Origin of the sequence: Collinsella sp. AM40-7AC, from assembly GCF_003468125.1 — a bacterium.
Taxonomy (GTDB): Bacteria; Actinomycetota; Coriobacteriia; order Coriobacteriales; family Coriobacteriaceae; genus Collinsella; species Collinsella aerofaciens_O.
The window spans coordinates 186,371-208,024 of the sequence record NZ_QSGK01000004.1; the positions used below are offsets into that span (position 1 = coordinate 186,371).

At 57.5% G+C, this 21,654-nt stretch carries 17 protein-coding genes and 1 riboswitch; of the genes, 13 read left to right on the forward strand and 4 right to left on the reverse strand.

What is annotated here, in order from left to right; genetic code table 11:
- Position 1 precedes the first annotated feature (1 nt).
- The 6 genes from DW892_RS05100 to DW892_RS05125 all read left to right on the forward strand — a co-directional run bounded on the left by DW892_RS05100 (position 2) and on the right by DW892_RS05125 (position 9,478).
- On the forward strand, positions 2 to 2,323 hold the full coding sequence (locus DW892_RS05100; RefSeq protein ID WP_117766144.1) for a radical SAM protein: 2,322 nt from the start codon (positions 2 to 4) through the stop codon (positions 2,321 to 2,323).
- Between the two features lie 312 nt (positions 2,324 to 2,635).
- Positions 2,636 to 4,636 (forward strand): NAD(+) synthase, encoded by a 2,001-nt coding sequence (locus DW892_RS05105; RefSeq protein WP_117766146.1) that lies wholly within the window; start codon positions 2,636 to 2,638, stop codon positions 4,634 to 4,636.
- A gap of 117 nt (positions 4,637 to 4,753) precedes the next feature.
- Positions 4,754 to 5,917: a pyridoxal phosphate-dependent aminotransferase gene (locus DW892_RS05110; protein WP_006234344.1), complete on the forward strand. Its 1,164-nt coding sequence runs from the start codon at positions 4,754 to 4,756 to the stop codon at positions 5,915 to 5,917.
- 200 nt (positions 5,918 to 6,117) lie between these two features.
- On the forward strand, positions 6,118 to 7,068 hold the full coding sequence (locus tag DW892_RS05115) for an L-lactate dehydrogenase (protein WP_006234343.1): 951 nt from the start codon (positions 6,118 to 6,120) through the stop codon (positions 7,066 to 7,068).
- A gap of 133 nt (positions 7,069 to 7,201) precedes the next feature.
- Complete coding sequence (locus DW892_RS05120) at positions 7,202 to 8,362, forward strand: Mbeg1-like protein (RefSeq protein WP_117583912.1); 1,161 nt, start codon at positions 7,202 to 7,204, stop codon at positions 8,360 to 8,362.
- A 111-nt stretch (positions 8,363 to 8,473) separates the two neighbouring features.
- Positions 8,474 to 9,478, forward strand: coding sequence for a nucleoid-associated protein (locus DW892_RS05125; RefSeq protein WP_117583913.1), 1,005 nt, complete (start codon positions 8,474 to 8,476; stop codon positions 9,476 to 9,478).
- A 244-nt stretch (positions 9,479 to 9,722) separates the two neighbouring features.
- On the opposite strand, the gene dapD is transcribed toward DW892_RS05125, so the two are convergent.
- From dapD to dapA, 3 genes are read right to left on the reverse strand one after another with little or no spacing between them, the layout of a single operon-like run.
- Positions 9,723 to 10,442, reverse strand: coding sequence for a 2,3,4,5-tetrahydropyridine-2,6-dicarboxylate N-acetyltransferase (dapD, locus tag DW892_RS05130; RefSeq protein ID WP_117637490.1), 720 nt, complete (start codon positions 10,440 to 10,442; stop codon positions 9,723 to 9,725).
- Between the two features lie 39 nt (positions 10,443 to 10,481).
- Entirely contained in the window at positions 10,482 to 11,222 is a 741-nt protein-coding gene (gene dapB / locus DW892_RS05135; protein WP_199577680.1) for a 4-hydroxy-tetrahydrodipicolinate reductase, read from the reverse strand.
- Positions 11,215 to 13,524, reverse strand: coding sequence for a 4-hydroxy-tetrahydrodipicolinate synthase (gene dapA / locus DW892_RS10570; RefSeq protein WP_117766147.1), 2,310 nt, complete (start codon positions 13,522 to 13,524; stop codon positions 11,215 to 11,217). Before dapA ends, dapB begins: the two co-directional genes overlap by 8 nt.
- A 65-nt stretch (positions 13,525 to 13,589) precedes the next feature.
- Positions 13,590 to 13,758, reverse strand: a riboswitch (Lysine riboswitch).
- A 145-nt stretch (positions 13,759 to 13,903) separates the two neighbouring features.
- Here dapA and DW892_RS05145 point away from each other — a divergent pair.
- The 5 genes from DW892_RS05145 (at position 13,904) to DW892_RS05165 (ending at position 17,958) form a co-directional block, all read left to right on the forward strand.
- The gene (locus DW892_RS05145) at positions 13,904 to 15,091 is read left to right on the forward strand and encodes an amidohydrolase (protein WP_117766149.1); all 1,188 of its coding nucleotides are present in this window, start codon (positions 13,904 to 13,906) and stop codon (positions 15,089 to 15,091) included.
- 2 nt (positions 15,092 to 15,093) lie between these two features.
- Positions 15,094 to 15,417 carry a hypothetical protein gene (locus tag DW892_RS05150; RefSeq protein ID WP_143759215.1) on the forward strand — a complete coding sequence of 108 codons (324 nt, stop codon included), beginning with the start codon at positions 15,094 to 15,096 and terminating at the stop codon, positions 15,415 to 15,417.
- A gap of 164 nt (positions 15,418 to 15,581) precedes the next feature.
- The gene (locus DW892_RS05155) at positions 15,582 to 16,025 is read left to right on the forward strand and encodes an FxLYD domain-containing protein (protein WP_117766151.1); all 444 of its coding nucleotides are present in this window, start codon (positions 15,582 to 15,584) and stop codon (positions 16,023 to 16,025) included.
- Positions 16,026 to 16,057: 32 nt separating this feature from the next.
- Positions 16,058 to 16,480 (forward strand): XRE family transcriptional regulator, encoded by a 423-nt coding sequence (locus DW892_RS05160; protein WP_117583918.1) that lies wholly within the window; start codon positions 16,058 to 16,060, stop codon positions 16,478 to 16,480.
- A gap of 98 nt (positions 16,481 to 16,578) precedes the next feature.
- Positions 16,579 to 17,958: a protein kinase gene (locus tag DW892_RS05165; RefSeq protein WP_158567028.1), complete on the forward strand. Its 1,380-nt coding sequence runs from the start codon at positions 16,579 to 16,581 to the stop codon at positions 17,956 to 17,958.
- Positions 17,959 to 17,995: 37 nt separating this feature from the next.
- Here DW892_RS05165 and DW892_RS05170 read toward each other — a convergent pair whose 3' ends face one another.
- The gene (locus DW892_RS05170) at positions 17,996 to 19,129 is read right to left on the reverse strand and encodes a glucosaminidase domain-containing protein (RefSeq protein ID WP_117766155.1); all 1,134 of its coding nucleotides are present in this window, start codon (positions 19,127 to 19,129) and stop codon (positions 17,996 to 17,998) included.
- Between the two features lie 395 nt (positions 19,130 to 19,524).
- On the opposite strand from DW892_RS05170, the gene DW892_RS05175 reads away from it, so the two are divergent.
- The gene (locus DW892_RS05175) at positions 19,525 to 20,781 is read left to right on the forward strand and encodes an ATP-grasp domain-containing protein (protein WP_117629769.1); all 1,257 of its coding nucleotides are present in this window, start codon (positions 19,525 to 19,527) and stop codon (positions 20,779 to 20,781) included.
- A gap of 84 nt (positions 20,782 to 20,865) precedes the next feature.
- Complete coding sequence (locus DW892_RS05180) at positions 20,866 to 21,612, forward strand: aspartate/glutamate racemase family protein (RefSeq protein ID WP_055287235.1); 747 nt, start codon at positions 20,866 to 20,868, stop codon at positions 21,610 to 21,612.
- The last annotated feature ends 42 nt before the right edge of the window (positions 21,613 to 21,654 follow it).

Below are 21,654 nucleotides of genomic sequence, written 5' to 3' on the forward strand. Positions count from 1 at the left end.
TATGCCTAAAACGCTTTTAGTATTTCCCCCAGGATGGAGTCCAGTGGGGCCGTATCTTGCCTTGCCTGTTTTGAAGTCATATCTTCAAGAGGTTGAACAATACAAAGTTGACATTGTTGACTTAAACGTGGAATTTTACGATGACCTCCTATCTTTTAGACATGTCGAAGAGTGCTGTAAAAGGTATCGGGAATCAAAGGATTCGTTTAGTTCGAATGTTCAATTAACAATCGAGTTGATACAAAAGTCGGCACTTAATGTTGACGAGGCAAAAGATATTTTCAGATCGAAGAGATACTTTAATCTAAAAGAAAGACAATATGCTGAAAACATTTTTAGAAATGCACTCTATATCATAAATCACGTCTCATATGGAGTTAAATACACGTTCAACTCCATAGATCTGCCCTATGATTATTATTCGACACCAGAAATAATGAAATCGCTTGCGGATACCTTGCATAATCCGTTTATTTCCTTCTATGAAACTGCCTTTCTTAAGCGTATTCAGAGGGAAAAAATCGAGTTTATTGGGATTTCGGTGAGCGGCTGTTTCCAATTGATTTCTGCAGTTACGTTAGCGAAACTGATTAAAGAAGAATGTCCATCTGTTAAACACGTCTCATTGGGCGGCAATTACATTACTCGTTTAGCAGATGACTGCATGAAAGAATGGCATCCCTTTTTTGAATACATTGATTCGATAATGATGTATGACGGCGAAGAGCCGCTTGCACGTCTTCTTGAGGCTCTTGACTCTGGTGATGACAATCTCGACTGTGTTCCAAACCTTTGCCATGCTAAAGGTGGAAAGATATATAAAAACCATCGGATTGAGCAAACATTTATCAACGATACAGTTCCCGATTTCGATGGCTTCGCCCTTTCTAAATACTTCATGCCTGAGCTAATATTGCCGGTTTATTCCTCTAGGCAGTGTTTTAATCATTGCGCCTTCTGCACCATTCCCGGTGCTACCGGTGGTTGTTACCGAAAGATGCCTATATCGAGAGTATTTGAAATAATGTGTCGGTTAAATGAAAAATACGGCACGAGAGTTTTCTCTTTTGTGGATGAAACATTCGAAGGCAAAAGAATGGAGCAACTCGCGGATGAAATAAACGCATCGGGAAAAACGTTTTTCTGGCATGGAGAAACGAGGTTCTCTCCAACCCTAAGTACAGACGTTTTTAACAAGATATACCAAAGTGGATGTAGGCAGATTCAGTTTGGCCTCGAGTCATACAACCAAAGAGTTCTTGATCTAATGAAGAAGAACACGAGAGTTGATTGGATTGATCGCAATATCCATGATTGTCTCAATGCGGGTATTCCTGTTCATCTATTTTTTATGATTGGCTTTCCGACCGAAACTAAAGAAGAGGCTCTGAACACCTTAGCTTATACAGAGAATGTTTTGAATTATTCAAAACAGGTATGTGGTGTTCCATATTCCACGAGAGGATTTACGAATTTTGGTCTCGTTATGGGGTCGGATGTTTGGAATCATCCCGATAAGTATGGTGTCTCTGTAATGCCGAAGTCCCAATATGAGGATTTGCGCCTCGAAGTGGATTATGTTTCAGGCACTGGTTTAACTTTAAATGAAGCAAAATCCTTATCTGATGAGCATCATATTGATTTTTATATGCAAGAGGTCATAAACGGTAGCGACACAATTGACTTGCCCCAGCGGCTTCATATTTCAGAGGTGACCTGGATCCTAGATTCTATTCACGCTGTCAGGTATAAGGGACATTTGACCAAAGTAAAGCGACGGCTAACTAGTCTAAATCCAGCTGATCGAATCTGGCTGGATTCCAAGACCTCTGTCGTGCTCGTTGAGCCATTTGCCTACTTCTATAATTCTGAATACCATCATGTCTATGCTGTTTCCCAGTTGGTATACCTTAAGTTGGCCCGTTTATTGGAGGCCGATTGTAGCATTTCTCTTATTCTTGATCAGGGCGACCTCGAGCTGACAAGGGCGATAGAAGAACTGTTGCATTATGGATTGCTGAATACAAATATCGATGCCGATTATGTAATGCACGATAATGGTTTTCAATTGGTTAAAAGTTCGTTTGTTAAAGAAGTCGGACGCTCAAAAGAGGGGTTAAGAGTACTGCTGAGTTGTGCCACCCATAGAATGTGTGCGGTTAATGATTATTCGTTCGCTTTGCTTTCGTTGTTTGAAAAGCCGATTACTAAGAACGAGGTGCGCGATATTTTGAAAAAAGAGGGACTATCGGCAAACGAGGAGCAATTAAACACGTTGGTTGATAATTGCATGAAAGCAGATATACTACAATTGATTAGATAGAGGAGGTTTCTGCATGGACGTTATAAACAAAGATCTCTTGGAGCAACTGAAAGAGTCTCAGGAAGAGGGCGTCGTGGTAGAAGTGTTCGACTTTGAGGACTACATGGATAAATTCTGCCATTAGTTTCGGAATTTACTTGCCTCGCTTAAAGGAGAAGTCGATTATCGATTTCTCCTTTTTTAATTAAAGATATTTTTGGAATACATGCTCTTAGCACAGGTTGGCGTCTCAGTAAACTGGGAGGTTGCTTTGGCTAGTTAGAGATATGTGAACGTCCGTTAGACTGAATCTCAGGGTAGAAGGGGCCTCCAGTGTCCAGATCAACAAGGCAATGTTGCGTTTCGGCTAATAAGAACGATGGCTTTTTGCGTGTGGCGGCGGCGTCGCCGCGGATTCGCGTGGCCGATGTCGAGGGCAATGCCGAGGTTGCGCTGGGGGCTGTTCGGGAGGCTGCCGAGCGCGGCGTTCGCGCGTTGGTGTTGCCCGAGCTTAATCTGTGCGGCTATACCGCGGCCGATCTGTTCCATAACCGCACACTGCTGCATGCCTGCGAGGCGGCACTTGTGCACATCCTCGATGAAACCCGTGAGTTGCCGGTCGTCTTTACCATCGGTCTTCCCGTTGCAGTTGCCGAGAATATCTACAACTGCGCCGCCGTGTGCTGCGCGGGCGAGCTTTTGGGCCTCACGGTCAAGAAGTATTTGCCCAACTATGGCGAGTTCTATGAGCGCCGTTGGTTTGCTCCGGCGCCTGCGGATCCCGTGTGGGTTGAATTTGCCGGTCAGGGTCCGGTCCCGCTGGGTTCGGGGCTTGTCTACCGTTGCTGTGATGAAGGCGCCGAGGACCTGGTGCTGGGCGTTGAAGTCTGTGAGGACCTGTGGGTGCCGGCACCCCCTTCGACCGAGATGGCGCTTGCCGGTGCGACGGTGATTCTCAACCCGTCGGCCTCGGATGAGATTATCGGTAAGGCAGACTATCGCCGCAGCCTTATCTCCAATCAGAGTGCGCGCCTGTACTGCGCCTATGCCTACGCGGATGCGAGCGAGGGCGAGTCCACGACCGACATGGTCTTTGCGGGCGAGAATCTTATCTACGAAAACGGCTCCAAGCTCGCTGCTACCAAGCTGCTCACTTGCGATATGGCGGTGGCCGATGTCGACCTCGATCGTCTGGTTGCCGAGCGCCGCCGCTCGACGACGTGGACGCGCGCGGACGATGCGCCGGAGGCCACGACCGTTGAGTTTTCGTTTGAGGGCGTGCTGGCCAAAGAGCCTGTTCTGCGCGATGCCTGCGATATCGACCGCGTTTTCCCTCGCGCGCCTTTTGTGCCGGCCGACCACGGTGATCTGGCCGAGCGTTGCGAGACTATTCTCAATCTGCAGACTGCGGGCCTCAAGACTCGCCTTGCCCATACGGGTACCAAGGCTGCAGTCATCGGTCTTTCGGGTGGCTTGGACTCCACGCTGGCACTGCTTGTGACCGTGCGTGCCTTCGACGCACTGGGACTGCCACGCACGGGTATCACGGCGGTCTCCATGCCCGGCTTTGGCACGACGCATCGCACCAAGTCGAATGCCGAGTCGCTCGCCCGCGACCTGGGCGTGAGCTTCCGCGAGGTTTCGATCCACGCGGCTGTGGAGCAGCACTTCAAGGACATTGAGCACGATCCGGCCGTGCAGGACGTGACCTACGAGAACAGCCAGGCCCGCGAGCGTACGCAGATTCTGATGGATCTGGCCAATCAGGCCGGCGGTTTTGTCATCGGCACGGGCGACCTGTCGGAGCTGGCGCTCGGCTGGGCTACCTACAACGGCGACCACATGAGCATGTACGCCGTCAACGCGAGCGTGCCCAAGACGCTTGTGCGCCATCTGGTGCGCTATGCCGCTGATGTTTTTGGCGGGCGTATTGCCGAGGTCTTGCTCGATATCCTCGATACGCCGGTGTCCCCCGAGCTTCTGCCGCCCACGGGCGACGGCGAGATTGCGCAGAAGACTGAGGATTTGGTGGGCCCGTACGAGCTGCACGACTACTTCCTCTACTACCTGCTGCGTTTTGGCTTTGAGCCGGGCAAGATCTACCGCATGGCGCTCAAGAGCTTCGAGGGCGCCTACGACGTCAAGACCGTTCACACGTGGCTGCGTACGTTCTACCGTCGCTTCTTTGCCCAGCAGTTTAAGCGCAGCTGCCTGCCCGATGGCCCCAAGGTGGGTTCGGTCACGCTCAGCCCGCGCGGCGATTGGCGCATGCCGAGTGACGCCAGCTCGCGCCTGTGGCTCGCCCAGATTGACGCGCTCAATCCGATGGACTAAGGTTGCCAAATTGAACCAAAACAGCGGGTGCAAGCGTTACACTTTTGCAATCTGATGGCCCGTATCGCGCGGCGCTCTTGTCGGAGCGCCGCGTTTTTCATATCGAAAGGTGGCACCATGCAGGCATCGCAGCGTCTCGACCGCTTTGGCGCGGAGGTCTTCGCCTCGCTCAACAACAAACTGCTTGCGCTGAAGGCTCAGGGCAAGACCATTTACAACATGAGCGTGGGCACGCCCGACTTTAAGCCGTACGACCACGTGGTCGAGGCGCTCACGCAAGCGGCCCAGGACCCCGAGATGTGGAAGTATGCCCTGCGCGACCTGCCCGAACTCAAGCAAGCCGTGTGCGATTACTATGAGCGCCGCTTTGGCGTTTCGGGCATTACGCCGTCTATGGTGCAGTCGTGCAACGGCACGCAGGAGGGCGTGGGCCATTTGGGCCTGGCCCTGCTCGATCCGGGTGACACCATTTTGGTTCCCGATCCGTGCTACCCGGTCTTTGAGGCGGGCGCCAAGATTGCCGATGCCAAGCTCGAGTACTATCCGTTGGTCGCCGAGCATAATTACCTGCCCTATGTGGCGGGCATCGATCCCGAGGTGGCCGATCGTGCCAAGTATATGATCGTGTCGTTGCCCGCCAACCCGGTCGGCTCGGTGGGCACGCCCGAGGTCTACGAGGAGATCATCGCTTTCGCCCGCGAGCACGACCTGCTCATCGTCCATGACAACGCGTACTCCGACATCGTGTTCGACGGCGAGCCGGGCGGAAGCTTCTTGCAGTATCCTGGTGCGCTTGAGGTGGGCGTGGAGTTCTTCTCGCTTTCCAAGTCGTTTAACGTTACCGGTGCGCGTATCGGCTTTTTGGTCGGCCGCGAGGACGTGGTCTCTGCCTTTGCCAAGCTGCGCGGCCAGATCGACTTTGGTATGTTCTTCCCGATCCAGAAGGCTGCTATCGCCTGCCTGAACGGTCCGCGCGATGAGGTCGAGGCGCAGCGTCTGAAGTACCAGGAGCGCCGCGATGCCCTGTGCGACGGTCTTGAGGGCTTGGGCTGGGAGCGTCCCAACGCGCATGGCTCTATGTTTGTGTGGGCCAAGCTTCCCGGTGGTCGCACCGATTCCATGGCGTTTTGCGAGGAGCTTATGGAGAAGGCCGGCGTTGTGGTGACGCCGGGCGCGAGCTTTGGTCCTTCGGGTGAGGGGCATGTGCGCATGGCGCTGGTCCTGCCGCCCGATCAGATCGCTTTGGCTGTCGAGGCCATTCGCGAGGCGGGCCTGTATTAGAAAGCTATTCCGCTCGTCAATAGCTCGAAACCGATTTCGTGCAGTTATTTTACGAATCCTGCAAACAATTTCGGTAAACGGTCGATTTTTGGCTGCGAATAGGAGCATAATCAAAGTCCCGATTGGATGTATTGGGATTACGGCAAGCCGCTCGGGTCGTTCCCGGGCGGCTTGTTTGTGGAGAGAGATGGGAGTTTCTAATGGTTAACGAGAAGAAGGTCGCTATTGTCGGCTGCGGTTTCGTTGGTTCGTCTTCGGCGTTCGCGCTGATGCAGAGTGGTCTGTTCTCCGAGATGGTCCTCATCGACGTGGACAAGAACCGCGCCGAGGGTGAGGCCCTGGATATCGCGCACGGCATGACGTTTGCCGAGCCGATGAAGATCTACGCCGGCGATTATTCCGATGTCGCCGACGCCGCCATGATCGTCGTCACCGCTGGCGCTGCCCAGAAGCCCGGTGAGACTCGCCTGGACCTGGTCAACAAGAACGTCAACATCTTTAAGTCCATCATTCCCGAAATTAAGAAGTCTGGCTTCGACGGCATTCTGCTCATTGTCTCCAACCCGGTCGATGTTCTGACCTATGCCGCCATCAAGATGTCCGGCCTGCCCGAGGGCCATGTCATCGGCTCCGGCACCGTGCTCGACACTGGCCGTCTGCAGCAGATGCTTGGTGCCCACGTCGAGGTTGACCCGCGCGATGTCCAGGCCTATGTCATGGGTGAGCACGGCGACTCTGAGTTTGTCGCTTGGTCCAGCGCCCAGGTTGCCGGCGTGCCGCTGAACACTTTCTGCGAGCTTCACGGTCATCTGGAGCATGAGGCTGCCGAGAAGCGCATCGCCGAGGACGTCAAGAACTCCGCCTACACCATCATCGAGAAGAAGCACGCCACCTACTATGGCGTCGCCATGGCCGTCAAGCGCATCTGCACCGCCGTCATGCGCGATGAGCAGACCGTTCTGCCCGTCTCCTCGCTCATGGTGGGCGAGTATGGCCTGTCCGATCTTGCCATCTCCATGCCGACGGTCGTTGGCCGCGACGGCGTCGTCTGTCGCGTCCCCGTGCCGCTGAACGATGACGAGCAGCATGAGCTCACCGCCTCCGCCAAGGCCCTCAAGGACATCATCGACAGCGTCGACTTCTCCTGCTAAATCAAGCTCGCTAGAGCGAAAAGCTACAATGAAGGCGTCCGGGTCCACACGGCCCGGGCGCCTTTTTGGTGCAAAGTAACCTGACCCCAATGCACCATAGTTGCCCCAATGCACCATAGTTGATGGGAGGGCCATGTCGGATTCGCCTAATTTTTTAACCTATGCCCAGACGGCGTTTGATCCGTTTGAGGAGAGGCCGTTCTGCGCGGTGGATAGCCTCGTCTTTGCGTGGTTGTCCTATTTGCGTTTGCCGGGTGATATGGCGGAGCTGACGAACTGGCAGGGCCTAGACGTACGCGAGCTGCTGCGTGCCGAGTGCTACCGGGACATGATTGACGACTTGTGGGACCCGGAGGGGAGCAAGGCCTTGCTGGAGGCCGTGGCAGCAAGTCCTCGCTACCGTGGCGTGCACGTTTGCGGCTATCGTGCCGTGAGCGATGTGGTGGCGACAGAGCAGTTTGCAGCCATGGCGTTCCGGTTTCCGGCGGGGTTTAGCTATCTTTCCTTCCGGGGGACCGACAGCACGATTGTGGGCTGGAAAGAGGACTTTAACATGGCGTTCCGGTATCCTGTGCCGGCCCAGGAATCCGCGGCGCGTTATGTGGACGAGGCGGCGGATGCGATTGACGGGCCGCTTTTGTGCGGAGGTCATTCCAAGGGTGGAAACCTTGCGGTGTACGGTGCGGCGATGTGCTCCGATGTCGCCCGTGCGCGAATCGAACAGGCGTATTCCCATGATGGTCCGGGTTTCGTCGAGGAGTTTCTGAACGGCAACGCCTTTGCCGATCTTTCCGGTCGAATCGACAAGACGCTACCTCGGTCGTCGATCTTTGGCATGATGTTCGAGACGCAGGAGGACTATGCCATCGTTGAGAGCACCGAGTTCAGCCTGCTGCAGCACAATCCCTTTAGCTGGGTGGTTGATGGTCGCGACTTCGTGTACTGTGAGCGCCTGTCCGCCGGTGCTCGATACGTTGATGGCTCCATTCGCGAGATGCTGCTTGCAGTTTCGCCTAGCGAGCGCGAGCGTTTTGTAGATGCGTTGTTCTCCGTGTTTGAGGCTACGGGTGCTGAGCGGTTTGCGGATATCGCTGGGAATCTGCGCGAGAGCCTGCCCGTGATGCTCCAGGCTGCGCAAGGGTTTGACAAGGATACGCGACGCTTTGTCTCGCAGACCATCGTGGCAATTCTTAAGTGTGCGCTGCTGCCCAAACGTCCCGAGTTCAGCGTGCCTTCTAGTGGTAAGAGCCTGGCAGAACAGCTCGAGGTATGGCAGTCCGAGCTCCTGCGCTAGCCATTGGTGCAAAGCAACCTGTCCCCGATGCACCAATCTTCGATGCGCCTGGGGCGGGCTCGACCGCTATACTGGTTCGTGCTCAATTCAATCTAGAACGGAATGCCGTATATGAAAATCAATCATGCGATTCTGCATATCCTGGACTTTGACTCTGCCGTCAACGTTATGAGCCAGCGCGAGCTCGATATCGAGAGCCGTACCGTGCGCAACTTCGTGACCACGCATCTGCGCCGCGCACGTACCTCGGCCGACAATAAACGCGCCGCGTTTGCCGAGAACTCTGCGTTTGGCGGCGAGCTCAAGGGCTATTTCTTTGGCGAGCGCGAGTTCGTAGACCTGTCGCAGCAGATTGCGGAGTTCATTTCCTCCGAGCTTACCAAGGCCGAAAAAGCCGAGTCCACCGATGTGCTCGTGGCCGACTTTGACGACGATGAGGATGCCCGCTGGTTTGCCGTGATGCTGCTGGGCTCCAAGCAGGCCTTTATGCACGAGGTGGGCCGCGAGGAGGGCGAGGTACGCAACGACATCGCGCGCCACTATGCTATCCTGCCGAATCCTTCCCAAAAGGTGCCAAGCTATGCCATCGTGCGTGCGAGCACCATGGAGATCGGCTATGTGGACAAGAAGCGCAAGATTGCCGGCGAAGACCGCATGCTCATTCCCGACGGTCTGCTGCAGTGCGATACGGGCGTGTCGGGCAAGGAGGTCATCGACACCGTGACGCGCGTGGTCGAGGAAGTCGCCGAGGAGCACGGTGCCAATACGGCCGTAGCGCTCGCTAAGGTTAAGGCTGCCGTTGCCGAGAAGGTTGAGGATGACGAGGAGCTGCCGCCCTGGGATATCGTCGATGAGGTCTTTGAGGACGAGCCGGTCATCAAGGAGAGCGTACGAGCGGCGCTGACCGAAGAGAAGGTGCCCGAGCGTGTGCCCGTGGAGCGCAAGCAGGTCGAGCGTGCGGCCGTGCGCAACCACAAGATTCGTACCGATACGGGCATCGAGATCAGCTTTCCGGCCGAGATGGGCTCGAACTCCGAGTACATCGAGTTCGTCAACGAGCCCAACGGCCTCATTTCCATCGAGCTCAAAAACATCGGCAGCATCGAGAATAGATAAACTGCGCTTGGACGCTGCAGAAAAACAAAGGTCGAAACCCTTCGGGACTTCGGCCTTTTTGCTTGGAGCTGAATTGAGTTGCAGACTGAGCATACGTCAGCGAAAACGCCCCTAGGCGAGCAAGGTGACGTGAAAGAGGAGGGAAGCGTACTTCGGTACGCGACCGACGATTGAACGTCAGATTGCCGCTTAGGGGCGTTTGCAGCGTCGAGCCGTTACGCGGTTTGGTAAAACCGCGTAACTTCTACAGCCGGCGTAAGCCTTCCTCGAGTCCGGTCTTGCTGTCGGTCTTCTCGTCGCGCATCTTGATGACGCGGGCGGGGACGCCGGCCACGACGGCACCAGCGGGGACGTCCTCGACGCACACGGCGCCGGCGGCAACGACAGCGCCCTTGCCTACGTGCACGCCTTCCAGGACCACGGCGTTGGCGCCGATCATGACATCGTCCTCGATGATGACGGGCGTGGCGCTTGCGGGTTCAACGACGCCTGCCAACACGGTTCCAGCGCCGATGTGGCAGTTCTTGCCCACTGTGGCGCGGCCGCCCAGCACGGCGCCCATGTCGATCATGGAGCCCTCACCGATGACGGAGCCGATATTGATGATGGCACCCATCATGATGACGGCGCGATCGCCGATCTCGACGCGGTCACGGATGATCGCGCCCGGCTCGATGCGGGCGTTGATGCCCTTAAGGTCGAGCATGGGCACGGCGGAGTTGCGGCAATCGTTCTCCACATCGTAGTAATCGATGGAATCGGCATTGGCATCAAGGATGGCTTTGAGCTCATCCCAGTCACCAAAGACGGTCTTGCCACGACGACCGCCGTAGACGTGCGCATTGCCCCACTGGACCTTCATGCCCGGCTTTTCGCGCACGTACAGTTTGACGGGCGTTTTCTTGGGCGCGGTGGCGATGTAGTTGATAATCTCCTGTGCATCCATCTCGGCTGCGTTACTCATATGCTGTTTCTCCTTTTCGTGGATACGGTTGATACCTGGTTAGGCAAACATGACCTGGTCGAAGGTGTAGAAGCCGGGGTCGCGGGTGATGAGCTTCTGGGCGGCGGCCAGGGCCCCGTTGACAAAGATCTGGCGGTTCGTGGCACGGTGTGTGAGCGTGACTTCTTCGTCCTGGCCAAAGAAACTCACTTCGTGCACGCCGGCGACAGTGCCACCGCGCAGCGAGTGCATGCCGATCTCCTTGGGGTCGCGTGCGCCGCACATGCCCTCGCGGCCATAGACGGGGTGGTAACCTGCCTCGGGCTCGGCTTCGACGACGGCGTCGAGCAGCAGCTTCGCGGTGCCGCTGGGGGCGTCGGCCTTTTGGTTGTGGTGCGTCTCGACAATCTCGCAGTCAAAGCCGGGCAGCTCACGCGTGGCCTGTGCCACCAGATGACGCAGGGCCGCGATGCCGATGGAGTAATTGCCGGAGTGCATGACGCGGGCGTTCTGACCCAGCTCGCGCAGGCGATCCATCTGCTCGGGCGTGTAGCCCGTGGTGCCCGAGACCAACGCCGCGCCCGTGCGCTCGACATAGGCGACGACAGCATTGAAGGCCGCAACGTTCGAGAAGTCGATGATGACGTCGGCTGCTGGGGCGTTCTCGAGCTCGGACAAGTCGAAGCCGATCTGGGCGACGATGTCAAAAACGGCCTCTCCAGCGGCGTTGACAATGCCCTCGGCGGTAGTGCGGATGAGCGAGCCCATGCGGCCCGTTCCCATAATGACGGTCTTAATCAAGCAGACCAGCTCCCTTCAAAGCATCGGTAAGTGCAGCGCGCGTGTCGTTGGCCATGGGGCACAGCGGCATACGGTAGTTTGCCTCGATCATACCCATCTGAGCGAGCGCCTCTTTGACGGGGATGGGGTTGACCTCACTAAAGAGGGCGTTGATGAGCGGCTGACCGGCAATCTGGATATCGCGGGCGCGCTCCACGTCGCCGTCCAGATAGGCACGGCACATGTCGTGCACGAGCTGCGGCTGAACGTCTGCCCACACGCTGATGGTACCCGAAGCGCCTAGGCTCATGAGCGGCACGGTGAGGGCATCCTCGCCCGAGTACATGCGGAAGTCGTCTGACAGCAGGTGGGCGATCTTGGCCGCGTAGGCGACGTTGCCCGAGGCCTCCTTGATGCCCATGATGTTGGGGTGCGCGGCCAAGCGCTCTACGTTGCGCTCGCTGATGCCGCAGCCACAGCGGCCGGGGATGTTGTACAGAATGCAGGGGATGTCCACGGCGTCGGCCACGGTCTTAAAGTGCTGGTAGATGCCCTCTTCGTTAGACTTGTTGTAGTAGGGGGTAATGAGCAGCAGACCATCGGCGCCCAGGCCCTGGTAAGTGAGCGACTTAGTGAGCATGGTCTGCGTGGAGTTAGAGCCCGAGCCGGCAATAACGGGGACTCGGCCCGCAACCTGCTTGACCACTGCGGCGACAACGGAGTTGTCCTCGTCGTCGGTCATCGTGGCACTCTCTCCGGTGGTGCCCAGGGTGAGGATGGCGTCGGTGCCATTTTGCAGGTGGAAATCGATAAGGCGCTCGAGCGCGTCAAAGTCGACACTGCCGTCCTTTTTAAACGGCGTGACAAGGGCGACGATTGAACCCTCGAGATTGCGGATGTCCATGTTCTTCTCCTTCGCTTCCGCGATCTGGATGCGTTTGTTCCACTGAGCGGCGACGGCCAGGCGCTCGTCCTGAGCGCGGCGGCGGGCACTTTCGGCGCGCGACTTGGCCAGCAACTCTCGGCCGCACGGCAGCACGTCGAGCGTGGCAAAGTAGTCGCCCGGGCGCTCGGCGCGACGGATGAGGTCGGCCGAGCCATCGGGGCGCAGCAGGACCTCGGCGGAGCGCAGACGGCCGTTGTAGTTGTAGCCCATGGAGTAGCCATGCGCGCCGGTATCGTGGATTACAAGCAGGTCACCCATGTCGATATGCGGCAGCTCGCGATCGATAGCGAACTTGTCGTTGTTCTCGCATAGGTTGCCCGTGATGTCATAGGTGTTCGTGACGGGCGCTGTGGCCTTGTCGGCGCCGCCCGGCTGACCCATCACCGTGATGTGGTGGTAAGCGCCATACATGGCGGGACGAATGAGGTCGACGGCACTGGCGTCCACGCCGATATAGTCCTTGTAGATTTGCTTCTCGTGGATAGCCTTGGTGACCAGGCAGCCGTAGGGGCCCATCATAAAGCGGCCCATCTCGGTGCAGATGGCCACATCGTCCATGCCGGCGGGAACCAGGATCTCGTCGTATGCCGCGTGTACTCCCTCGCCGATGGCGCGAATGTCGTTGGCCTGCTGCTCGGGCAGGTAGGGGATGCCGACGCCGCCGGACAGATTGATGAAGGCGACGTGTGCGCCGGTCTCGCGCTCCAGGCGTACGGCAAGCTCAAAGAGGATGCGCGCGAGCTTGGGGTAGTAGCCGTTGGTGACAGTGTTGCTGGCAAGGAATGCGTGGATGCCAAAGTCCTCGGCACCCTTGGCCTTGAGCATGCGGAAGGCCTCGAAGAGCTGCTCGGTGGTCATGCCATATTTGGAGTCGCCCGGGTTGTCCATGATGCCGTTGGAGAGCTGGAACAGGCCGCCTGGATTAAAGCGGCAGCTGACCGTCTTGGGGATGGGTCCCGCAACACGCTCAAAGAACTCGATGTGGCTGATGTCGTCAAAGTTGACGATGGCGCCCAGCTTGTCGGCGAGCTCAAAGTCCGCCGCCGGCGTGTCGTTGGACGAGAACATGATGTCATGCCCCGTGATGCCCAGCGAGCGGGCGATCATGAGCTCGGTATAGCTCGAGCAATCGCAGCCGCAGCCGTATTCGTTGAGAATGGAGATGAGCGCCGGGTTGGGGTTGGCCTTGACGGCAAAGTATTCCTTAAAGCCCGGGTTCCATGCAAAGGCGTCGCGCACTTCTTGCATGTTGCGGCGGATGCCCGCCTCGTCGTATAGATGAAACGGCGTGGGGAACTGCTCGACGATATGCTCGAGCGTCTCCTTGTCCACAAACGGCTGCTTGGCCGCATATGCCTCGTTGGGAGTCAATGACATATCCCGTAAACCTCGCTATCCAGACGGCGCTACCTGCGCATCGAATCCACATAGCGTGGACCCAATGTCCGGATAGCGCTCCCGCATTGCTGCAGACAGTCCTGCGGGTGTTTCCCGCAGGCCCACCAGGCTGTTCGTGCCCGAAAAACCCAGTTCGGCGGGTTTCGCCTCCCCGCGGGGTCAAAGCCTGCCGGCTCGCCCGCGGCTCTTCGTGCCCGCGCCTCTATCAAGTGGTAACGACCCTACCACGTTGCACTTTACCAAACAAGAGTATTCGTATATAACGTTTAAAAAATGCAGGGATATGCTGGAAATAAGGGTGTAGCAATCTTGCGGCACAATAGATAGCAGCCGACGCGCACCTACGAAAGGAACCAATATGGCCGAGCTCCAAGAACTCTGTCGCTACCGCCGCGACTTGCACAGGATCCCGGAGCTCGACTTCGATCTTCCGCAGACGATCGCCTATATCGAGGGCGTGTTGGCACCGCTCACCTGCGAGGTGACCCATCCGTGCCCCAGCTGCGTTTGCGCTTTCTTCGATGCCGGCACGGGCGCCGTGCATGCCACGGCGATTCGCGCCGATATGGATGCGCTGCCCATTGCCGAGGCAACGGGGGCAGTGTTCGCTTCGACCCATCCCGGCAAGATGCATGCTTGCGGCCACGATGGACACATGGCCATGGCGCTTGCGGCGGCAACCTTTGTCGACCGTGCGATCCGTGAGCAGCCGGGCGCCATTAAGCGCAATGTGCTCTTTGTGTTTCAGCCGGCCGAGGAGACGACTGGTGGTGCCAAGACGGTGTGCGAGAGCGGCGTGTTCGAGCGCTACGGGGTGGATCGCATCTTCGGCTTCCACGTGTGGCCCGATCTGCCCGCCGGCACGTTGGCGAGCTGCTCCGGTCCGTTGCTGGCGCGTTCGAGTGAGACACACATTCATATCCATGGCACGAGCATCCATATTGCTAAGACCTATGGCGTTCCGGTCGAGGAGTCGCACGATGCGGCGCTGGCGGCTGCCAAGTTCTTGGTTTCCGAGCGCGAGCTCATGGACGAGTTGGGTTTCGACGAGCCCTGCATTGGTAAGTTCGGCCTGCTGCAGGCCGGCACCGTCTGCAATGCGGTGGCGGGGGAGGCCCATGTTGCCGGCAGCCTACGTGTGTTTACGGACGACATGTTCGGCCGCGCGCGCGAGGGCGTGCGCCGCGTGCTGGACGATGCCTGCGTCGCAACGGGCTGCACATATGACCTCGATTTTGCCGAGGGCTATCCGCCGGTCGATAACGACCCCGTGCTGTTCGCCCACATTGCGCCTGTCTTGTCCGAGCTGCAACTCGTGGATGAGCCTTTGCTGATTGCCGAGGACTTCGCTTTCTATCAGCGCCATCTGCCAGGCGTGTTCTTCCTCCTGGGTACGGGCGTGCCGGAGGGACAAGATAATCCGATCGATTCGGATGGCTGTCCCGCCTATGCCACGAGCGCCCTTCACACTGATACCATGCTCTTTGACGAGGAAATCCTACTCAAAGGCCTCGATGTCTACAAACGATTGCTTGGCTTGGAGTGACGATGGAACGACGCCGACAGTCTGCCGTATATAGTCCGGGTGGATGCGGATGCGGTTTGCTGCTGCTTCCGGTCATCGCTGTGAGCATTGGCGTGATGTTTGTGTTTGCTGGGCTGGCTGCGGCGGCACTCGTACTGTTTATCACCGCCATCGGCGTGACGGTCTGGCTGTGCCGTTCTCGCGAGCAGCGCCGCGCCGACGGTAAGACCAATGTCGGCTGGGTCGTCTTCCTGATCATTGCGTACCTATTGAGCATCAGCTACCTGGTGTTCTTTGTCCTAATGATGATCAGTGCCTTTACCGGGAAATCCGTCACGGTGGGTTGATGCGCTGCCAGCAGACGGTCACGCAAAGTGCGTTTGCTCGGCGTCTGGATAGCTGCATTGGCCGTTTACCGCAACCTTAGCTCTCAGCTAATGAATTCAAGTTCAATCCTTTCTACGATGTGCTGTGTGCCGGCACGGTAGCCGGATCGTAGGAAGGATGAATAATGGCAAAAGAGGGAAAGAAGCCGATCGGCAAGATTGTCCTGGGCGTCATCGTAGTGCTGGTTATCGTCGGTGCCGTGGGCTCTATGGGTGGCAATTCAACCGATTCGTCTGCGAGCGATTCGGCAAAACCTGCCGAGACGACACAGCAGGCTGAGGAGCAAAAAGAACCGCAAGAACCGTATACCATTGCTGACGAGGCTGAAGACACCTCCAATCAGTTTGCCTATAAGATCACGGGCACGCTGACCAATAACACGGACAAGGAAAAGAGCTACATTCAGATTGAGTATGTTCTGTATGATGCCGATGGCAACCAGGTTGGAACGGCTCTTGCAAACACCAATCATCTGAAGGCGGGCGGCTCCTGGAAGTTCGAGGCGCTGGGTACGGTGTCTCCCGACCAGGTTGCTAGCTGGGAGCGTTCGGACGTAAGCGGTTTCTAGCATGTTGCATGCACTGGGGGAGGTGAAGTCGTATGCCCGATAAAAAGCTGACCGAGGAGCTGCTCAATGAGCTTCTCGATGCGCCGAACATCGATGGCTATATCAGGGAGCACGACTTTGCCGCCCCGTCGCTTTCGGACTACCTGAAGCAGCTGCTGCAGGAAAAGGGCTTGGAGCGTTCGCGCGTGGTGCGTATGGCCGACCTCAACGAGACCTTTGGCTATCAGATCTTTACTGGTTCGCGCAATCCGAGTCGCAATAAGGTGCTGCAGATTGCCTTTGCGATGGCGCTGACGCTCAAAGAGGCCAACCGTGCACTGACGGCTGCCGGGGTAAGCGTCCTTAACTGCAAGGATCGCCGTGATGCGATTATCATCTTTTGCATCGATCGCGGGTGCAGCCTCCAAAAGGTCAACGAGGAGCTGTATCGCTTTGGCGAGGAGACGGTGAGTTAGCGGCTGATATCTGAGCCGGCGGAGCTGCCGAACAACGATGCAAACGAACGGGGCGCGGATGCCATGGGGTGTCTGCGCCCTGCGCTATGATGGAGGCTATGGATACTCAGACCACAACATATTCCGATGACGAGCTGACCGCAGCGCTTGCCGAACATCTGGCGTCGCTCGATCGCGACGACAGCTATCGCGTGGAGCGTGTACTTAAGCGCTCGTCCGTTGAAACAACCGAGCTCGTGTACTTTGAAGGAACCGGCGGTGGTTCGCTCGGCCCCTTTGTCCGTAAACGCATCGATGCTTCGGCTCAAATCGGCGGGGCATACGGGCGTCTGTTTGCCGCCCAGCGGGCAGGCAGGCGTTTTGAGCACCTGCCCAGAATCGTCGATTGTCATCGTGTGGGCGACGAGCTCAACGTGGTTATGGAATACATCGAAGGGGAGACGCTCAGGGCGCTGGTGGACCGTCTGGGAGCCACCCCCGATTATGCGCGTGAATTGTATCCTGCCCTATGCGATGCCGTGGGCGAGCTCCACACCGGTTTTGCAATAGCGGGGGAGACGTCGGCGCCGGTGATCCATCGCGACCTCAAGCCGTCGAATATCATCGTGACAGGTGCCAACTATACGCCTGATGACGGCCTGACGTTTTCATCGCTGGTGATTATCGACTTGGGGATCGCGCGCGTATGGCGCGATGGCGCCGATGCCGATACCGTCAAGTTTGGGACACGGCCCTATGCGCCGCCCGAGCAGTATGGGTTTGGGCAGACGAGCGTGCGAAGCGACGTCTACGCACTTGGCGCCCTGTTGTTCTTCTGCTTGACGGGAGTCGACCCTAAACCAGGGCTCGACATGCGCGAGCAATGCGAGGCGCGCGGCATTCCCACTCCACTTGCCGATGCCGTCTGCATGTCGATGGCGCTCGACCCGGCCAAGCGTTTTGCGAGCGCGGAAGCGTTGGGACGGGCGACGCGCGCGGCATACGATCTAAGTCGCCCCGTGCGGCCTCCTGCGCCTGTGCTTGTCCGTGCTCCGGCCTTGGAGACGGCGTTGACGCCCCAAGGGCTCCAGAACCCCACAGGGCTTCCTAGGCCTGCCGCCTCTGTTGCATGCGGTCTGCTCTCTCGCGTTCCGGAGTCTCTGGGGCGTATTTGGAATACGCTCGTCTGCTTCTCACTGCTTGTGTTCTTTGCCGGAAGTCACTTTGCCGTCTTTCACCCCACGGGAGCAAACCAAAGCTACCCGACGTGGCTTCTCATAATCGAGTATTTTTTCTTTGTCGATGGCCTTATGGTGCTTATGCATTTTGCGTTGCTCGATAAGCGCCGTCTTCGTCGGCGATTCGCACTGCTCGACAGCTATCGCGGCAAGAAGCTCGCGAAACTTTGGCTCAAGGCATTGGGTGTGCTGCTCCTATGCATGATCGTCATAGTCGCGGTTGCCAATGCGACCGGCGTCGTCGATACCTCCGCTACCTAAAAGAAAAGGGCCCCATTGGGGCCCTTTGCAGTTGCACTTAGATGCGGTTCATCTGAGCGGCGACTTTGTTGTACCAGTCCTGCCACGTGGGCGGGCAGTACTTTTTGGCCGCTGCCGGGGTAAGGGTGGAGCCGTAGTTGGCGCCCAGATAGGCGACGTGAGCGGAGATGCCCTCGCTCCAGCTGCCAAAGCTGCGCCAACCGCCGCCACGGGCACTCCAGCCCCAGGCGTTGTAAGAATTGGCGCAATAAGCACCCTTGGTGCTCTCGATGCAGGCGATGGCGGGGGACCAACGGGGATCGACACCGGTATTCCAAGCGGCGACGGCAAAGTTGTAGCCCTGGCCTGCCATGGGGGAGCCGGCGAGATAATTGTCGATGCGGCCCGTCCACTCATTAATGAACGAATCGTAATCGGAGCTACCGGTATTGGCGTTGTTCACCGTGGTGTCGATGGTAGTGTTGGTGTTGGTGGCCTGGCTGCTGGAATTGCTGCCGCTTACGCCCTCGCCCGAGAGCTTCTCGGCGGCAGCGGCCTTATCGGCCTCAAGCTTGGCAAGCTCGGCGGCATTTTCCTGCTCGGCTTTTGCCTGTGCCTCGCTGCGGAGCTGCTGGGCCTGCGCCAGCGCATCCTCGGCGTTTTTCTGCTCCGCCTCAAGCTGAGACTTGGCCTGCTGGAGCTCGGCCTTGTTCTGCTCGAGTTCGGTTTGCATGTTATTGAGCTCTTCGATCTCGTCGACGCTCGAGCTCGTGATCTGGTTGGTGTATTTGCAGGTCGTGATGAACTCACCCAGGCTCTGCGCGTTGACCAGGAAGCTCACGATGGGATTGGTGCCCTTCTGATACTTGTACAGATCGCGCATGGCAGAGCTTGCCTTGGCCTGCTGCTCGGGAAGCTTAGCCTCGATTTCCTCGATGCTCGCCTCATTGGAGTCAATCTGCTTTTGCAGGTCATCGAGTTTGGTGCGGGCGTCGTTGTAGGCGCTCGTGGCGGCTTCGATCTTCTGCTGGGCTGCGGAAAGCTGGTCCTGCGTTGCCTGCGAGGCGGCATACGCCGCAACGGGGGAGAGCATCGGTGTGGCCGTCAGCGCAACGGCGAGCGCGACGCTCGTGATGATACGAGCCGGCTTCGACGCAATGAGCGCTGCGGTGCGATGATTCGAATGCTGCATCCAGTCCCTCTGCAATCAATCGTAGGTTATGGTTCGAACGGTATTCTACTACTGCTTTCGACCTCAACTTGAACCTTAAAGGTTCCAAAGGGTCAAGTTGAACTTGAGACTTTGGCTTTGACCTGCAGTTATGATGAATTGTTGAGAAACCATAGAGTTCAACTTTAACGTTACGGGGGCCTGTTTGCGGACGGGCTTTCGGTCGTGAAAGCTATCTCAACAGGGGGTTTGCAGCTACAAGGCCCCATCGCGGTGAGTGCGGCCTTTATGCTGGACGATTACGTCGATTGCCATAGATACGGTGGAGCTTTGGGCGCCGGCGGCTTGGCACGCTAGAATAAATCAGTTGCGCAAAGACCGCCCGTTGTGTGGGCAGTTCATGATAGGAAGTTTCCATGGCATTGCAATTTACAGAGCGCGAGTTCATTCCCGTGCTGCTCGGTGGCGACATCAACGCCTATTCGGTGGCGCGCGCCTTCTACGAGGAGTACCAGGTCAAGAGTCTGGTTTTTGGCAAGTACCAGACGGGTCCCGCGTACCGCAGCCAGATTATCGACTACACGCCCAACGTAGATATCGACACCATGCCCGTGATGCTCAAAACCGTCAACGGCATTGCCCAAGCGCATGCCGACAAGACGATTGTCCTTGTGGGCTGTGGCGACAACTATGTTGCCCTCGTGGCTCAGGCCAAGGATGCTCATGAGCTGGCGGATAACATCGTCGCTCCCTACGCGCCCTACAGCATGCTCGAGCAGTGCCAGAAGAAGGAGATCTTCTACGAGCTGTGCGAGAAGCATGGCGTGCCCTATCCGCATACCTTTACCTTCACCATGGCGATGCTCAACGCTCAGGGTGAGGCTCCCGCCGAGGTGCTCGACCAGATCGACTTTCCCTACCCGATGATCCTGAAGCCTTCTGACGGCATCATGTGGTGGCAGCACGAGTTCGAGGGCCAGAAAAAGGCCTATGAGATTGCCGACCGTGCCGAGCTGGAACAGGTCATTCGCGACTCGTATGCCAGCGGCTACACCGACGACCTGATCTTGCAGGATCGCGTGCCCGGCAACGACGAGTACATGCGCGTGCTCACCAGCTATTCCGACCGCAACGGCAAGGTCCGCATGATGTGCCTGGGTCACGTGCTGCTCGAGGAGCATCAGCCCCATGGCGTCGGTAATCACGCCTGCATCATCACCGAGCCCAATGATGAACTCATGGGCGGCGTGCGCAAGTTGCTCGAGGACCTTCACTTTGTGGGCTATTCCAACTTTGACGTTAAGTACGACGAGCGCGACGGCTCGTTTAAGTTCTTCGATTTCAACACGCGCCAAGGTCGCAGCAACTACTACGTCACCAACAGTGGCTTTAACGTTGCCAAGTATGTTGTGGACGAGTATGTGTTCAACCGCCCGTTTGAGCCGGAGTTTGTGACGGCGCAGGACGAGGCGCTGTGGATGGTCGTCCCCATGGGCGTCGTCGACAAATACGTCAAGGATCCCGAGCTGCGCGCTAAGGTGCATCGCCTGGACAAGGAAGGCAAGGGCGCCGACCCTTCGTTTATGAAGGGCGACTTTGTCTTTAACCGCTGGCTGCGCATGTGGCACACCAAGCTGCGCCACTTTAAGCTGTTCAAGACGTATTACAAGTAGATGAGCGCGGCGCCCGTCCGGTTTGCATCGGGCGGGCGCGGGTATGATACGCGCAATTGCGCAAGCGTCACCAAGGAGGCGGCGATGGAAAAGCTGGGAGTTATCGGTGGCATGGGCGCCGAGGCCACGTCGTATTACTACGACCAGGTGGTGCGTCATACGGCTGCTGCCTGCGATCAGGAACATATCGACATGGTGGTGCTCTCCAAGTCGACCATGCCCGACCGCACGTTGGCCATTAAGACCGGCGAGCATGCCAAGCTGCTGGCGACCATGAAAGAGTGTGCCCAGGCACTCGAGTCGCTGGGCTGCGCGCACATTGCCATTCCCTGCAACACGTCTCACTACTTCTACGACCAGATCCAGTCGTTTACGAAGGTGCCGATTATTCACATGCCGCGTGAGTCGGTGCGCTATGCCCTTGCGGGTGCGGTGATGGGGGAGTGCGAGTTCGACCCCAACCTGAGTATGCCGGCCGAGCCGGTGCACAAGATTGGCATCATGGGCACCGACGGAACCGTGGGCGCGGGCGTCTACGGCCGCGAATGCGAGGCTGCGGGTGTTGAGGTCGTCTATCCCAGCGAGAAACGCCAGAACGATGTGATGTCGCTTATCTACGATGATGTGAAAGCCGGACGTGAGCCCGATATGGATAAGTTCGACCGCGTGATGTGGGAGTTCGCCCGTAGCGGCTGCGACCGTGTCATTCTGGCCTGCACCGAGCTATCGGTGCTGCAGAAGTATCGAGAGATGCCCGAGATCACCCTCGATGCCATGGATGTCCTGGTGCGCGAATCCATCATCCGCAGCGGCGCCCCCTACCGCCTCTAGCTTCCGACCCGCCAAAAAGGGACAGGTTTATTTTGGTAGGTT

Coding starts and splice junctions, on each gene's coding strand:
- DW892_RS05155 (WP_117766151.1), top strand. CDS start 15,582: ATGGCAAAAGAGGGAAAGAAGCCGATCGGCAAGATTGTCCTGGGCGTC.
- DW892_RS05115 (WP_006234343.1), top strand. CDS start 6,118: ATGGTTAACGAGAAGAAGGTCGCTATTGTCGGCTGCGGTTTCGTTGGT.
- DW892_RS05180 (WP_055287235.1), top strand. CDS start 20,866: ATGGAAAAGCTGGGAGTTATCGGTGGCATGGGCGCCGAGGCCACGTCG.
- DW892_RS05160 (WP_117583918.1), top strand. CDS start 16,058: ATGCCCGATAAAAAGCTGACCGAGGAGCTGCTCAATGAGCTTCTCGAT.
- DW892_RS05100 (WP_117766144.1), top strand. CDS start 2: ATGCCTAAAACGCTTTTAGTATTTCCCCCAGGATGGAGTCCAGTGGGG.
- DW892_RS05125 (WP_117583913.1), top strand. CDS start 8,474: ATGAAAATCAATCATGCGATTCTGCATATCCTGGACTTTGACTCTGCC.
- DW892_RS05110 (WP_006234344.1), top strand. CDS start 4,754: ATGCAGGCATCGCAGCGTCTCGACCGCTTTGGCGCGGAGGTCTTCGCC.
- DW892_RS05150 (WP_143759215.1), top strand. CDS start 15,094: ATGGAACGACGCCGACAGTCTGCCGTATATAGTCCGGGTGGATGCGGA.
- DW892_RS05165 (WP_158567028.1), top strand. CDS start 16,579: ATGGATACTCAGACCACAACATATTCCGATGACGAGCTGACCGCAGCG.
- DW892_RS05120 (WP_117583912.1), top strand. CDS start 7,202: ATGTCGGATTCGCCTAATTTTTTAACCTATGCCCAGACGGCGTTTGAT.
- DW892_RS05170 (WP_117766155.1), bottom strand. CDS start 19,129: ATGCAGCATTCGAATCATCGCACCGCAGCGCTCATTGCGTCGAAGCCG.
- DW892_RS05145 (WP_117766149.1), top strand. CDS start 13,904: ATGGCCGAGCTCCAAGAACTCTGTCGCTACCGCCGCGACTTGCACAGG.
- DW892_RS05175 (WP_117629769.1), top strand. CDS start 19,525: ATGGCATTGCAATTTACAGAGCGCGAGTTCATTCCCGTGCTGCTCGGT.
- dapD (WP_117637490.1), bottom strand. CDS start 10,442: ATGAGTAACGCAGCCGAGATGGATGCACAGGAGATTATCAACTACATC.
- dapA (WP_117766147.1), bottom strand. CDS start 13,524: ATGTCATTGACTCCCAACGAGGCATATGCGGCCAAGCAGCCGTTTGTG.